General features: G+C 62.0%; 13 protein-coding genes. 6 read left to right on the forward strand and 7 right to left on the reverse strand.

Translation table 11 applies throughout. From position 1 onward, the window contains the following. From hpaH to PSH59_RS12905, 7 genes are read right to left on the reverse strand one after another with little or no spacing between them, the layout of a single operon-like run. Positions 1-804, reverse strand: coding sequence for a 2-oxo-hept-4-ene-1,7-dioate hydratase (gene hpaH, locus PSH59_RS12875; protein WP_248079078.1), 804 nt, complete (start codon positions 802-804; stop codon positions 1-3). Positions 805-816: 12 nt separating this feature from the next. Continuing rightward, positions 817-2,121, reverse strand: coding sequence for an MFS transporter (locus PSH59_RS12880; protein WP_305395258.1), 1,305 nt, complete (start codon positions 2,119-2,121; stop codon positions 817-819). A gap of 51 nt (positions 2,122-2,172) precedes the next feature. Further along, the gene (locus PSH59_RS12885) at positions 2,173-2,565 is read right to left on the reverse strand and encodes a 5-carboxymethyl-2-hydroxymuconate Delta-isomerase (protein ID WP_248079082.1); all 393 of its coding nucleotides are present in this window, start codon (positions 2,563-2,565) and stop codon (positions 2,173-2,175) included. A gap of 45 nt (positions 2,566-2,610) precedes the next feature. Further along, positions 2,611-3,468: a 3,4-dihydroxyphenylacetate 2,3-dioxygenase gene (gene hpaD, locus PSH59_RS12890; RefSeq protein ID WP_248079085.1), complete on the reverse strand. Its 858-nt coding sequence runs from the start codon at positions 3,466-3,468 to the stop codon at positions 2,611-2,613. Positions 3,469-3,515: 47 nt separating this feature from the next. After that, the gene (gene hpaE / locus PSH59_RS12895; RefSeq protein ID WP_053139653.1) at positions 3,516-4,976 is read right to left on the reverse strand and encodes a 5-carboxymethyl-2-hydroxymuconate semialdehyde dehydrogenase; all 1,461 of its coding nucleotides are present in this window, start codon (positions 4,974-4,976) and stop codon (positions 3,516-3,518) included. 5 nt (positions 4,977-4,981) lie between these two features. Continuing rightward, the gene (locus PSH59_RS12900) at positions 4,982-5,752 is read right to left on the reverse strand and encodes a fumarylacetoacetate hydrolase family protein (protein ID WP_305392816.1); all 771 of its coding nucleotides are present in this window, start codon (positions 5,750-5,752) and stop codon (positions 4,982-4,984) included. Beyond that, complete coding sequence (locus tag PSH59_RS12905) at positions 5,749-6,423, reverse strand: fumarylacetoacetate hydrolase family protein (protein WP_305392817.1); 675 nt, start codon at positions 6,421-6,423, stop codon at positions 5,749-5,751. Before PSH59_RS12905 ends, PSH59_RS12900 begins: the two co-directional genes overlap by 4 nt. Positions 6,424-6,602: 179 nt before the next feature. Between PSH59_RS12905 and hpaA the strand changes: the two genes are divergently transcribed. From hpaA to PSH59_RS12935, 6 genes are all read left to right on the forward strand, one after another. Then, positions 6,603-7,508, forward strand: a complete 906-nt coding sequence (hpaA, locus tag PSH59_RS12910) for a 4-hydroxyphenylacetate catabolism regulatory protein HpaA (protein WP_248079098.1) — start codon at positions 6,603-6,605, stop codon at positions 7,506-7,508. A gap of 183 nt (positions 7,509-7,691) precedes the next feature. Then, a complete protein-coding gene (gene hpaR, locus PSH59_RS12915) occupies positions 7,692-8,114 on the forward strand; it encodes a homoprotocatechuate degradation operon regulator HpaR (protein WP_305392818.1) in 423 nt (140 codons plus the stop codon). Positions 8,115-8,282: 168 nt separating this feature from the next. Next, positions 8,283-9,275, forward strand: coding sequence for a helix-turn-helix domain-containing protein (locus PSH59_RS12920; RefSeq protein ID WP_248079105.1), 993 nt, complete (start codon positions 8,283-8,285; stop codon positions 9,273-9,275). 68 nt (positions 9,276-9,343) lie between these two features. After that, entirely contained in the window at positions 9,344-10,276 is a 933-nt protein-coding gene (locus tag PSH59_RS12925) for a transporter (protein ID WP_305392819.1), read from the forward strand. Between the two features lie 10 nt (positions 10,277-10,286). Beyond that, a complete protein-coding gene (locus PSH59_RS12930) occupies positions 10,287-11,519 on the forward strand; it encodes an MFS transporter (RefSeq protein WP_305392820.1) in 1,233 nt (410 codons plus the stop codon). A 16-nt stretch (positions 11,520-11,535) separates the two neighbouring features. Then, positions 11,536-12,990 carry an amidase gene (locus PSH59_RS12935; protein WP_305392821.1) on the forward strand — a complete coding sequence of 485 codons (1,455 nt, stop codon included), beginning with the start codon at positions 11,536-11,538 and terminating at the stop codon, positions 12,988-12,990. Positions 12,991-13,024 lie beyond the last annotated feature (34 nt).

The following is a 13,024-nucleotide window of genomic DNA, read 5'->3' on the forward strand; positions in this document are numbered from 1 at the left end:
TTAAACGAATCGGCAGGCGATCGACCCCAGCATGTCGTAATCGACATGGAAGGTATCGCCAGGGTTGGCCGCCACCGGACGGGTGAAGGAGCCACCCAGGATGATTTGTCCGGGTTGCAGGGTGACGTCATAGGCGGCCAGTTTATTCGCGAGCCAGGCCACGCCCTTGGCCGGGTGATTGAGCACGGCGGCGGAGACGCCGGACTCTTCGATCACGCCATTGCGGTAGAGCACCGCCGGTACCTTGCGCAAGTCGATCTCGGTGGGGCGTACGGCCCGCCCACCCATGACCACGCCGGCGTTGGCGGCGTTGTCGGAAATGGTGTCGAACACCTTGCGGGTCGCCTTGGTGTGCGGGTCGACCTGCTGGATGCGCGCATCGATGATCTCCAGCGCCGGGATCACCCATTCGGTGGCGTCGAGCACATCGAACACCGTCACGTTCGGACCCTTGAGCGGTTTGCCCAGGATAAATGCCAGTTCCACCTCGACGCGCGGCACGATAAAGCGCTCGAAGGGGATGTCGGTGCCTTCATCGAAGAACATATCGTCCAGCAACGCGCCGTAATCCGGCTCGGTGATGTTGGACGAGACCTGCATGGCCCGTGAGGTCAGGCCGATCTTGTGGCCGACCAGCTTGCGCCCGTCCTTGATTTTTTGCGCGACCCAGGCGCGCTGGATGGCATAGGCGTCGTCGAGGGTGATCGCCGGGTGTTCGAGGGAAAACTGACGCACCTGCTCGCGTGAACGTTCGGCCTGGTCGAGGCGCGCGGCGGCTTGCAAAATGAGCGATTGATCAAGCATGGCAAGAGTCTCTTATTGAGGGTTGACGATGGCCGCCCGGGTGCGCAGCACCAGCAAGCCGCCAAGAGCAATCAGCAGCGCCAGGACGTACAGGGCCAGGCTGGCGCTTTGGGTGGTGTCGCGCATCCAGCCGATCAGGTAGGGCGCGAAGAATGACGCGATGCTGCCGAACGAGCTGATTAGGGCGATCCCGGCGGCCTGGGTGTTATTGGACAGGAACGCGGGAGGCAGTTGCCAGAACATCGGCAACGCCGCGCTGGCGCCCATGCCGGCGAGAGTCAAGCCGCCCAGCACCACGGCCGGGTTGGCGGGGGCGAGCCCGGCGATGGCAATGCCGGCGGCCGACATCAGCAAGGGCACGCACAGGTGCCAGCGGCGTTCACGGTAGCGGTCGGACGAGCGCCCACAGCCGATCATGAAAAAACACCCGGCCAGGTACGGTACCGCACTGAGCAGGCCGACCTTGCCGTCGCTGCCGATGCCGGCGCCGTGAATCAGCGTCGGCATCCAGAACGCCAGGGTGTTGACTGCCAGCATCACCGCGAAGTACACCGCCACCAGCAGCCACACCTGCGGGTTGCTGAGAATGGCGGAGAACGAGGTGATCGATTTGCGGTGTTCTTCCCGGTGCAGTTGCTCGCGCAGGTGTTGCTTCTGTTCCGGCGCCAGCCACTTGACCGTCTCGAAGCTGTCCGGCAAGCACTTGAGTACCACCAGCCCGAGCAAAATCACGGGGGCGCCTTCGATGACGAACATCCATTGCCAGCCGCGCAGGCCGCCCAGGTCGTGAAAGTGTTCAAGGATGCCGCCGGAAAGCGGGCCGCCGATCACCCCGGCCATTGGCACCGCGATGGCAAACAAGGCGGTGACCTGCGCGCGGCGACCGGCCGGGTACCAGCGGTTCAGAAACACCAGGATGCCCGGGAAGAAACCGGCCTCGGCCACGCCCAGCAAAAAGCGCAGCACGTAGAAGCCCATGGCGCTGTCGATCAGGAACATGCAGGTCGACAGCACGCCCCACACCACCATCAGCGTGGCAATCCAACGCCTGGGGCCCACTCGGTCCAGGGCCATGTTGCTGGGCACGCCGAACACCGCGTAGGCCACGAAGAACAGGCCGGCGCCGAAGCCATAGACGGTGTCGCTGAAATTCAAGTCCGCGCTCATCTGCATCTTGGCGAAGCCGATGTTGATGCGGTCAAGATGGGCGAAGAGGTAGCAGATCAGCAACAACGGCATCAGCCGCCAGGTGATGGTGCTGTGAGTACGGTCGCGTACGACCTGGCCGAGGTTGTCGGCGGTATGGGCTGTGCTCATGGTTTTATACTTTTTATCTGAGAGGCCGAGGGTGTGAACGGGCAGGGCGCCTTAACCGACCTGCGCCTTGAGGAACGCATGCACGTTGTTCTGCTTGAAGTTGAGCTGCTCGTGCAGTTCGATCATTTCAAACGACAAGGCCAGCAGGCGCTGGGCCTGAAGCTCGGTGAAGTGCTGGGTGATGACCTCGAACAGGCGCTCGGCGATGTGCTGCCGTGTGGCCAGGTCGCGGCCATGGCCGACCTTCAACGTCATGTGCACGAACGCGTAGTCATGCTTGCCGTCGGCCATGCGCCAGGTGTCCAGGCGCACGCCACGGCTGCGGATGCCACCCAGGGGAAACACGCCGCTGGCGCCCAGGCTGGCGTGGACTTTTTCAAACAGGCCCGGCAGGTCTGCCTGCTGTTCGATGTTGTCGGTGTATTCAGCAATGAAGTGAGGCATGAACGGCTCCTTCAGGCCGCGCGGGGATGCCGCGCGGCCATGCGGTCAAACAGGGAAAATGGCGTTGATCTGCCCGGTGCCCGAGCTGCCGAAAGGCGCGGTGATGATCTCGGCCGGCTTGTCGTAGTCCGGCCCGCCGAGCAGACCCAGGAGCATGGCGGTGTCGTGCATCTTGCCTTCGCCAAAGCAATGCTCGGCGTAGTCCGGGAGCATGGCGCAGAACTCTTTCCAGCGGCCCTGGCGCCACAGTTCCACCACATGCAGGTCGACCTGTTTGTCGAACTCGCGCGTCCAGTTATGGATATTGGCTTCGGCATTGCGGTCGTCGGAGAAACGGTGCGACAGCGACCCCGAGGCCAGCACCACGACTTTGCGGTCGCTCTTCTCGATGGCCCGGCGCACGGCGGCGCCGAAGGTGAAGCTGTCTTGCAGGCGATGCCAGGCACACCAGGCGGCAATCGAAACGACGTTGAATGTCTGCTCGCCCGGTACGCCCATATGCATGTAGCGCATCGGTACCAGGGTGCCGTATTCCAGCTCCAGGCTCGGGATGTTGTGCGCCAGGGTGCGCACGTCGGCGGCGTTGGCCTCGGCGGCGATCAGCTCGCCCAGCTCCGGGCAGCCGGGGTATTCGTACGCCATGTTCTTGATGAAGTGCGGCAGTTCGTTACTGGTGTAGATGCCCTTGAAGTGCTCGCCGCTGTTGACGTGATAGGCGCTGTTGACCAGCCAGTGCACGTCGAACACCACGGCGGTATCGGCGCCCAGCTCGCGGGCGCGCCGACCGATCTCCTTGTGCCCGGCAATCGCCGCTTCGCGGCAGCCGTGGTGCTTGCCAGGCAGCTCCGACAGGTACATTGAGGGAACGTGGCAGATTTTCGCCGCCAGGACGACTTCGCCCATGATGATTCTCCTGAAATTGTTTTTGTCTTAGGGGCTTCGGGTGGTGCTCAGACGCCCCAGCGTGGAATGTGATGGCTGCCCATCGAGATGCACACGTTCTTGATCTCAGCGAACACCTCAAAGCTGTATTGGCCGCCTTCACGGCCGGTGCCGGAGCCCTTCACGCCGCCGAACGGCTGGCGCAGGTCGCGCACGTTCTGGCTGTTGATGAACACCATGCCCGCTTCGATGCCATAGGCCAGACGATGCGCCTTGCCGATGTCCTGGGTCCAGATGTAGGACGCCAGGCCGTACTCGGTGGCGTTGGCCAGTTGCAGTGCTTCGGCCTCGTCCTTGAACGGAATCAGGCACACCACCGGGCCGAAGATCTCTTCCTGGGCGATACGCATATTGTTGTTCACGTCAGCGAACACCGTGGGCTGGATGAACTGGCCTTTGCTCAAGTGCGCCGCCAGGTTGGCCGGGCGCTCCAGGCCACCGGCGAGGAGGGTGGCGCCTTCTTCGAGACCGATCTTGATGTAGCCGGTGACCTTGTCGTAGTGGGCCTGGGTGATCATCGAGCCGACCTGGGTCTTCGGGTCTTGCGGGTCGCCGACGATCAGGCGTTTGGCGCGCGCGGCGAACTCGGCGACGAACTGCGGGTACACGCTTTCCTGGATAAAGATCCGGCTGCCGGCGGTGCAGCGTTCGCCGTTGAGCGAGAAGATGGTGAACAGCGCGGCGTCGAGGGCACGTTCCAGGTCGGCGTCTTCAAAAATCAGCACCGGCGACTTGCCGCCCAGTTCCATGGAGTACTTTTTCAGCCCGGCGGTCTGCATGATTTTCTTGCCGGTGGCGGTGCCGCCGGTGAAGGAAATCGCGCGTACATCGGGGTGGCGCACCAGGGCGTCACCGGCAGTCGCGCCGTAACCCTGGATGACGTTGAGCACGCCTTTTGGAATGCCGGCCTCCACAGCCAGGCGCCCCAGTTCGTTGGCGGTCAGCGGTGACAGCTCGGACATTTTCAGCACGGCGGTATTGCCCAGGGCCAGGCACGGCGCGGTCTTCCAGGTAGCCGTCATGAACGGCACGTTCCACGGTGAGACCAGCGCGCAGACACCCACCGGCTGGTACAGGGTGTAGTTGAGCATTTGGTCATCGACCGGGTAGCTGTGACCGTCCATGCGCGTGCAGACTTCGGCGAAAAAGTCGAAGTTGTGCGAGGCCCTTGGAATCAACACGTTTTTGGTCTGGTGAATCGGCAGGCCGGTGTCGAGGGTTTCCAGCTCGGCCAGGTGCGGCACGTTCTGTTCGATCAGTTCACCCAGCTTGCGCATCAAGCGCGCACGTTCCTTGGCCGGGGTGCCCGCCCATTTCGGGAAGGCTTCCTTGGCGGCGGCCACGGCTTGCGCGACTTCCTCCGCGCCACCGCTGGCCACTTCGCCGATGGCTTCGCCTGTGGCCGGGTTGTAGTTGACGAACACGTCTTTGCTTTCGACCTCACGGCCGTTGATCCAATGTTTGATCATGCTGCTCAAGCCTCTTTACGGGCGCTGAAGAACGCCGCTTCGCTGACAATGCGGTTAACCAGGCGGCCTACGCCTTCGACTTCCACAATCACTTCATCGCCAGGCACGACGTTCGCCAGGCCTTCGGGCGTGCCCGTGGCGATCATGTCGCCGGGTTGCAAGGTCATGAAACTGGACAGGTATTCGATCAGGTATGGAATGTCGAAAATCATGTCCCGGGTGCTGCCTTCCTGGCGCAGCTCGCCGTTGATCCAGGTGCGCAGCGTCAGGTTGCCAGGGTCTGGCACATCGGCCACATCGACGATCCATGGGCCGACAGGCGTGGTGGCGTCGCGGTTTTTCACGCGCACGTTGGGCCGGTAGTAGTTTTCCAGGTAGTCGCGAATGGCGTAGTCGTTGCACACGGTGTAGCCCGCCAGGTAATCCAGGGCATCTTCGCGCTTGACGTTGCGCGCCGGCTTGCCGATGACGGCCACCAGCTCGCACTCGTAGTGCATGTAAGCGACGTTATCCGGGCGCCAGGTCACCTGATTGTGGCCGGTGTACGTGCCCACGGACTTGATGAAGGCCAGCGGTTCGGTCGGCGGTTTGAAAGCCAGTTCAGCAGCGTGGTCGGCATAGTTCAGGCCCAGGGCGAACATGCTGCCGGTCGCCGGTGGCAGCCATTGCACCTGGTCTTCGGCCAGCAGGCGGCCGTCAGCCAGGCGTACCGCGTTGTTGTCTTCGACGTGGGCGAGGTGGATTTCGCCTTCAAATGCTATACGGGCGTGTTTCATGCGAGCTCCTGTGACGCGGCCACGATGGGGTTGACGAGGCGGCCCAGACCGCTGATCTCAACTTCGACGGTCTCACCCGGTTGTACATCGACGCGACCTTCCGGTGTGCCGGTGATCAGCACATCGCCTGCGTGCAGGGTCATGAATTCGCTGATCTCGGCGATCAGCAATGGAATGTTGCGCACGAAGTTGGCCGTGGTGTTTTGCTGGCGAATCTCGCCGTTGACGTACAGCGTGATCGCGAGATTGTGCGGGTTCGAGACCTGCGCCGTGGGTATCAGCTCGGGCCCGATGGCGCAGAAACCATCGCGGCATTTGGCTTTGACGGCAGGGCGGTAGTAGCTGTCTTCCGGCAGGCTGAACTCATTGACGATGGTGAATCCAGCGACGTAATCGAGTGCGTCGGCCGGGCTGACGCGGCTGGCGCTCTTGCCCATCACCACGCCCAATGCCGGCCCAGGCTGCAAGCGTTCGCCCTGACCTGGATGCACCACCTCGGCGCCGTGCTGGTTGCGCGTGTTGGGGGTCTTGATGAACAGCACCGGTTTGACCGGCGGTTTCTGATACGGCGGCTGTTCGAACTCGGCGAGGCGCTGCTTGAGCAGCCCCTGGTAGTTCAGCGCGACACCGAAAAGGGTGCCAGTCGCGACGTCATGCAAGGCGCGGCTCATGCTTTCTCCTGGCAGAGCCATGGCGGCCCCGCATTTAGTTAATGTGTTAACAGTTATAATTAAGATGTTAACTATCGTCAAGGGTGGCAGACTGTTTGTGCGGTGGTTGTGCCGCCCAAATCGGTGCAGGATGAGAGCCGCTGCACTGCAGCCATCACAATAAAAACGAGTAGCGTGCGATGAGCGACCGTCAACCCATTCCGAACATCAACATTGGCCAGGTATACGACCAGCGCTACAGCGACGCCGAAGTCCACTACGACAAACTGGCGAACCTGGCGGATTTCTTCGGGCGCAACATGCCCGTTCACCGGCATGACCGGTTCTTCCAGGTTCACTACGTAAAAAGCGGCACCGTGCGCGTGTATCTGGACGACCAGCAATACGTCGAGTCCGGGCCGATGTTCTTCCTCACGCCACCTACGATTCCGCACTCGTTTGTGACCGAGGCCGACAGTGACGGGCACGTGCTGACGGTGCGTCAGCAACTGGTGTGGCAGCTGATCGAAGCCGACGCCAGCCTGGCACCGGCCGGTGCGCAATTGTCGGCCGCGTGTGTCGCCCTGGCGCAGTTGGAGCCGCAATATGCGGGCGATATCCGCCGGTTGGATTATCTGTTCGAGGAACTGAGCGAAGAAGTGAAAGCCCAGCGTTCCGGGCGCAGCGCAGCCCTGGACAGCTTGACGCGGTTGATCATGATCAGCCTGTTGCGGCTGTGCTCCCACTCGTTGAAAGCCACGCCCGCCAGGCACGAAGACTTGAAAATCTTCCACCGCTTCAATGAGCTGATCGAAGTGCATTACCAGCAACACTGGCCCTTGTCGCGGTATGCCCAGGGCATCGGGGTGACAGAGGCGCGGCTCAACGATGTGTGCCGACGCATTGCCGACCTGCCGTCCAAGCGCCTGATCCTGGAGCGCCTGATGCAGGAAGCCAAGCGCCTGCTGCTGTTTACCGGCAGCTCGGCCAACGAGATCTGCTATCAGCTGGGGTTCAAGGACCCGGCCTATTTCAGTCGTTTTTTCCAGCGTTACGCACAGCTCACTCCCGGGGAGTACCGCCAGCGCCAATCGGGGTTGCGTTGAGCCAGGCATAGGGGCGTAGCGCCTTGGTTTTGTTGATCTTGTACGGATCATCATGCGCATCGCCGCCGTGCGACAGAATGGCTTTTACGCGGAACCGATTGTACTTTTCACAGCGCCAGCGCCGCTTGCGGCCGCTGGCCGGCGACACTAAGCTGCCGACTCGCCCATTTAAGTGGTGCCGTCATGGCCAACCCCAGACCTTCGCTGACATTGACCCTGCTGCAAGCCCGTGAAGCCGCAATGGCGTTCTTCCGTCCGGCCCTGAACAAGCATGAACTGACTGAGCAACAGTGGCGGGTCATTCGGATCCTGCGCCAGCAGGGCGAACTCGAAAGCCACCAGCTCGCCCAGCAGGCCTGCATCCTCAAACCGAGCATGACCGGAGTGTTGACGCGCCTGGAGCGCGACGGCCTGGTGCGTCGGCAGAAGTCCAGCCAGGATCAACGCCGGGTGTTCGTGGGCCTCACCGAGCGCGGCCAGCAATGCTTCGTTTCCATGAGCGAAGGCATGGAAAGCAACTACCAGAAAATCGAAGCGCAGTTTGGCACCGAGAAAATGGAGCAGTTGCTGGGCTTGCTCAATGAGCTGAAAAACATCAAGCCTTGAAGGGCTAACATTTAATTAATAGATGAACGTCTTTGCCCACTGATAACGTCGCGGGCCTGAATCCTCACTATCCGTTTTCGGCACAAATGCACGATCTGCCCTGGGTTCGGAATGGAACTTGCGTGCGCTATGACCTGTAAGCCTTGCAACTGAAAAAAGGTTGGGTCAATGAACAATAATAATGTGCTGATGCCTGCGGCCTCGTTGGTGCCTGCACCGACGTTACCCCTCCAGCGTTTTCTGACCAGCGACATCGATGAACATGCGCGCAATATGGACGGCTGGCAGGTTCGCTACGATCAGTTATCCCCCGGCACCTTTACCGGTGAGTTGGTGGCGTTCCGTTCGGACTGGATGCAACTGGTGCGCGACCGCTCTAATCAGGCCATGGTCAAACATGGCTCTGCCTGGAAAGGCGCAATCACCTTCAGCCTTCCCTTGAGTGCCAGCGGTCCGGTGTATTGCTCGGGGCATCCGATCCACGAGCCCAGCCTGTTGGTTGCCCACGGTGATAACCTTCCCGAGCTGCATACCCCACAGCACCTGGACCTGCTCGGGGTGGCCATTGACGAGCGCGCACTGGAACATCTGTTGAAGCGTCAACGCAGTCAGTTTCGAATTACCGATCTTCCCAAGTGTTACCGCCTGGGCCAATCATCCGTGCAACGTGACCTCGCGGCGTTGTTCGATGAACTGGCGGGCTGCGATCAGGGCCGTCATGCCATGCTGGGGCATGATTCGATCCGGCGCGGCATACGCGATGCGGTGATGTTGCATGTGCTGGAGTTGATCGCGCCGGACCACGCGCCCCCCCTCAACCCCACGGCGCGTAAAAGGATGGTCGACCGCGCTCGCGAATACGCGTTGAGTCACCTCGACGAACCGCTGTCGATCCTCGACCTGTGCAACCACATCGGCGCCAGCCGACGCAAACTCCAATACTGTTTTCAGGAAACCCTGGGCATCAACCCGGTGGCCTATCTGCGTGCGTTGCGCCTCAATGCGGTGCGTCGCGAACTGCGAACCAGCACCCAAGCCCACGGTGTACAGGAAGTGGCGGCGCGCTGGGGGTTCTGGCATTTGAGCCGGTTCTCCAGCGATTACCGCACCATGTTTGGCGAAAGTCCTTCGCAAACCCTGCGCCGCACTCAACTCTGCTGAAAACGGATAACCGGCTCACGTTGCGCGTTACTAGGATGGCCCACACCACTTGATGGGAGGGGCATTCGATGATTCATAACAATAACGCAAGCGCCGCACGTATGACGCTGTTCACCCTGGGGCTGTTGGGTTGCTGCGCCAGTGTCCAGGCCACCGAGAGCGGCGCGCCGACCACCGCCGTCGGTGTGTACGATTTCGGCGCGGGGATGATGCCGCCGGCCACGCCTTTCGGGACACTGGGGCTGCGCACGGCGTTCTATTCGGCCAACGTGCAGAAGAATCGCCAAGGGCGCCCTGTCGACAACCACTTCTCACTGGATGTGTTGTCCATCGGCCTCGCCTATATGCGCATGACCGATTACACCGTATTGGGTGCCACCTATGGTTTCGGCGCCGTGGTGCCGTTTTTCAAGATGGACGCTTCCATCAAGGTACAGACGCCGGTGGGGCCGCTGAGCCTGGAAGCCGATCCGTTTCGAATGGCCGACGTGCAACTGTTGCCGGTGATCCTGCAGTGGAGCCTCTCGCCGAATCTGTTTATCAACACGCAGTTGCAGATCCAGACGCCCACGGGGGATTACGACAAGAACCGGTTGATCTCCCCAGGGCTCAATCACTGGACGTTCTCATCGATCGTCAACGCCACTTACATCACCGACAGTGGCTTTGAGGTTTCGTCAAGCTTTGAAGTCGACGTCAATACCCGTAACCCCGCGACCGATTACAAAAGCGGTGTCGAGTACCGGCACGAGTTTGCCGTGGGCCAACATGTGGGGCCGTGGACACTGGGCCTGGGCGGCTACTACTACCGCCAGTTCAGCGATGACGATGCGCCCGGCCTGCAATCAGGCAACCGCGCGCGGGTGCTGGCTGTAGGTCCTGCCGTGAGTTACTTCAAGCCGGGCCTGCCGCCCGTGTGGCTGCATGTCTATAAGGAAACCGATGCCCGCAACCGTGCCGAGGGCTACACCGTGGCGCTGCGCATTTCTCAAAGTTTCTAAGGGGCTGGCCATGAACTCATCCTATTCCGATTCTCCATCACTACGGCAAGCCACCGGACGCCGTGAAGGGCTGGTGCTGATGCTGGGCAGCAGCCTGACCATCATGGGCGCGGTCATGGTCGCGCCGATCCTGCCCAAGCTCGGCGCCGAGTTCGGCCCGCTGGAACCGCGTGCGGATCTATTGGTGCCGTTGGCGGTGACCGGCCCTGCGCTGGCGATTGCACTGTGCGCGCCCCTGGTTGGCTGGTTGGCCGACCGGGTAGGGCGTAAAGCGTTGCTGGTGATCGCCACCCTTTTGTATGCCGTGCTCGGGGCCATTCCGGCGCTGCTGGATAACTTGCCCGCCATCGTTGGCGTACGCCTGTTGTTCGGTGCGGCGGAGGCCGCGGTGATGACCTGTTGCGCCACACTGATTGCCGACTATTGGCACGGCGAGGAACGGCTGCGCTACATCAATCGGCAGGTGGTCACCATCGGCCTGGTCGGCGCGCTGTTCTTTGTGGTGGGCGGAGCGTTGGGCGAACACTCCTGGCGCCTGCCGTTTTTGTTGTACCTGCTGCCACTGCTGCTGGTGCCGGTGATGATGAAGGTGCTATGGGAACCCACAGCGCCCCGGCACACCGTCGCGACGCCCGGCCAGGGCAGGGTGGCGATCGTACCCTTGGTGCTCGGTTATCTGCTGATCCTCAGCGGTATGGTCCTGAGTTTTATCGTGCCGATCCAGGCGCCGATTCTGCTGGTCAGCCTGGGTGTCACGTCGAGCACGATGATCGGGCTGTCGGCAGGCCTGGGGTTGCTGGCGACCCTGGTCGGTTCATTGTCCTGGCCGCTGCTGCGCCGCCGCATAGGCATCCTCGGGTGCAATGCATTGTTGCTGACCCTGCTGGGCCTGGGGTTATGGCTGCTGATGCGCGGGCAAAGCTACAACACGGTGTTGCTGGCGGTGCTGATTCACGGCCTGGGCGCCGGTCTGCTGGTACCTAACGCGATGACGCCGGTAATGAATGCCCTGAGTGCCGGAAACCGAGGGCGCGGTCTGGGTGGGTTCACCGCGTTTCTGTACTTCGGCCAATTTGTCAGCCCGCTGGTGGTGGCCGTCCTCAGTGCTTACTCGGGCGACCTGCGCCACTCCATCCAATGGTTGGCGATCGTCAGTTTCGCCTCTGCCCTGGTCTGGGCGCTGGCAGGTCTGCAAGCGTGGCGCAAAGCGCACGCGCCGGCATTCGGCTCAAGTCATTCGTAATTAAAAGGAGATAAAAATGGACATCCAGAACCTGCTGGACATCGAAGACGCCACCGGCCTGGCCGAATGTGTCAGGCGCGGCGACGTGCAACCTGGCGAGCTGCTGGAGGCGGTGATTGATCGTATTGAACGGGTCGAACCTCAGCTCAATGCGGTCGCCGAGCGGCTTTATGATGCCGCCCGTACGGCGGCACTCGCATCGCGGCCGGGTCACGGCGTGTTCGCCGGGGTACCGACCTTGATCAAGGACCTGTTTTCGCCGGTCAACGGCGCGGCGATGACCAATGGCTCGCAAGCGCTGGGAGGCTTTCGCGCGGACTTTGAAGCTGAGCACGTAAGCCGTATCCGCCGTGCCGGGTGTGTGATTCTCGGCACCAGCACCTCACCCGAGTTCGGCACGTCGTACTCCACCGAATCCAAGCGCTTTGGCGCCACACGCAACCCCTGGAATATCGGCCACAGCGCTGGCGGTTCCAGCGGCGGCGCGGCCGCTTTGGTGGCGGCCCGTGTCGTACCGTTTGCCCATGGCAACGACGGCGGCGGTTCCTTGCGTGTGCCGGCGTCCTGCTGTGGGGTGTTCGGCCTCAAGCCCAGCCGTGGGCTGTTGCCGTCCGGGCCGATGGTCGGCGAGGGCTGGGCCGGCATGGGCACCCCCCATGCGATTACTTTGTCGGTGCGTGACAGCGCCGCGCTGCTGGATGCCACGGCCGGGATGGACCTGGGCGCACCTTATGCCGCGCCGCTGCAAGCGCAGCCCTATGTCACCGCGCTGCAGCGTGACCCCCGGTCGCTGCGTATTGCCCTCGTTGAGCAACTCGGGCCTTGGCCGACCTCCAGCGAAAGTGTGGAAGCCGTGCGCCAGGCCGCCAGGTTGTGCGAATCCCTGGGCCACCGCGTTGAACTGGTCAGCTTGCCGGTGGCGCTGCCGGCGTTTCTCGATCAGGTCTTCACCATCATCGGTGCAAGCACTCGCCACTATGTCGATGTGTTGGGGCAGATGCGCGGTTTCGCTGTGCAGCCTGAGGAGCTGGAAGCCCGCACCCGCATTATTTTGCGCAGCAAGGGGGATGTCAGTGGGGCGCAGTACGCGGGGGCGGTGGAGTGGATTCATGCCTTAGGTCGGCAGTTGGCGGTGTTCATGCAGGATTACGACCTGATCCTCACACCGACCCTGGCACGCGAGCCGGTGCCGATCGGTGAGCTGCATCCGCAAGACGACCGCCTGAGCCTGGAGGAGCTGATTGAACAGTTTCACAGCTACTCGCCGTTCACGGCACTGTTCAATGCCAGCGGGCAACCGGCAATGTCAGTGCCGTTGTACTGGAGCGCTGCCGGCTTGCCGATGGGCGCCCACTTCGCCGCTCGCTTTGGCGAAGAAAGTACCCTGTTTGCCCTCGCGGCGCAGTTGGAGCGGGCCCAACCCTGGCGCGGTCGGATACCGCCGGTCAATGCCTGCGTTTCCCGTCGCTAAATCGATAGTTCACGGCTACCTATCGAGCGATGCC

This window comes from Pseudomonas sp. FP2309 (genome assembly GCF_030687575.1).
Lineage (GTDB): Bacteria > Pseudomonadota > Gammaproteobacteria > Pseudomonadales > Pseudomonadaceae > Aquipseudomonas.

Coding starts and splice junctions, on each gene's coding strand:
- PSH59_RS12935 (WP_305392821.1), top strand. CDS start 11,536: ATGGACATCCAGAACCTGCTGGACATCGAAGACGCCACCGGCCTGGCC.
- hpaE (WP_053139653.1), bottom strand. CDS start 4,976: ATGATCAAACATTGGATCAACGGCCGTGAGGTCGAAAGCAAAGACGTG.
- PSH59_RS12885 (WP_248079082.1), bottom strand. CDS start 2,565: ATGCCTCACTTCATTGCTGAATACACCGACAACATCGAACAGCAGGCA.
- PSH59_RS12930 (WP_305392820.1), top strand. CDS start 10,287: ATGAACTCATCCTATTCCGATTCTCCATCACTACGGCAAGCCACCGGA.
- PSH59_RS12925 (WP_305392819.1), top strand. CDS start 9,344: ATGATTCATAACAATAACGCAAGCGCCGCACGTATGACGCTGTTCACC.
- hpaR (WP_305392818.1), top strand. CDS start 7,692: ATGGCCAACCCCAGACCTTCGCTGACATTGACCCTGCTGCAAGCCCGT.
- hpaH (WP_248079078.1), bottom strand. CDS start 804: ATGCTTGATCAATCGCTCATTTTGCAAGCCGCCGCGCGCCTCGACCAG.
- hpaA (WP_248079098.1), top strand. CDS start 6,603: ATGAGCGACCGTCAACCCATTCCGAACATCAACATTGGCCAGGTATAC.
- PSH59_RS12920 (WP_248079105.1), top strand. CDS start 8,283: ATGAACAATAATAATGTGCTGATGCCTGCGGCCTCGTTGGTGCCTGCA.
- PSH59_RS12900 (WP_305392816.1), bottom strand. CDS start 5,752: ATGAAACACGCCCGTATAGCATTTGAAGGCGAAATCCACCTCGCCCAC.
- PSH59_RS12905 (WP_305392817.1), bottom strand. CDS start 6,423: ATGAGCCGCGCCTTGCATGACGTCGCGACTGGCACCCTTTTCGGTGTC.
- hpaD (WP_248079085.1), bottom strand. CDS start 3,468: ATGGGCGAAGTCGTCCTGGCGGCGAAAATCTGCCACGTTCCCTCAATG.
- PSH59_RS12880 (WP_305395258.1), bottom strand. CDS start 2,121: ATGAGCACAGCCCATACCGCCGACAACCTCGGCCAGGTCGTACGCGAC.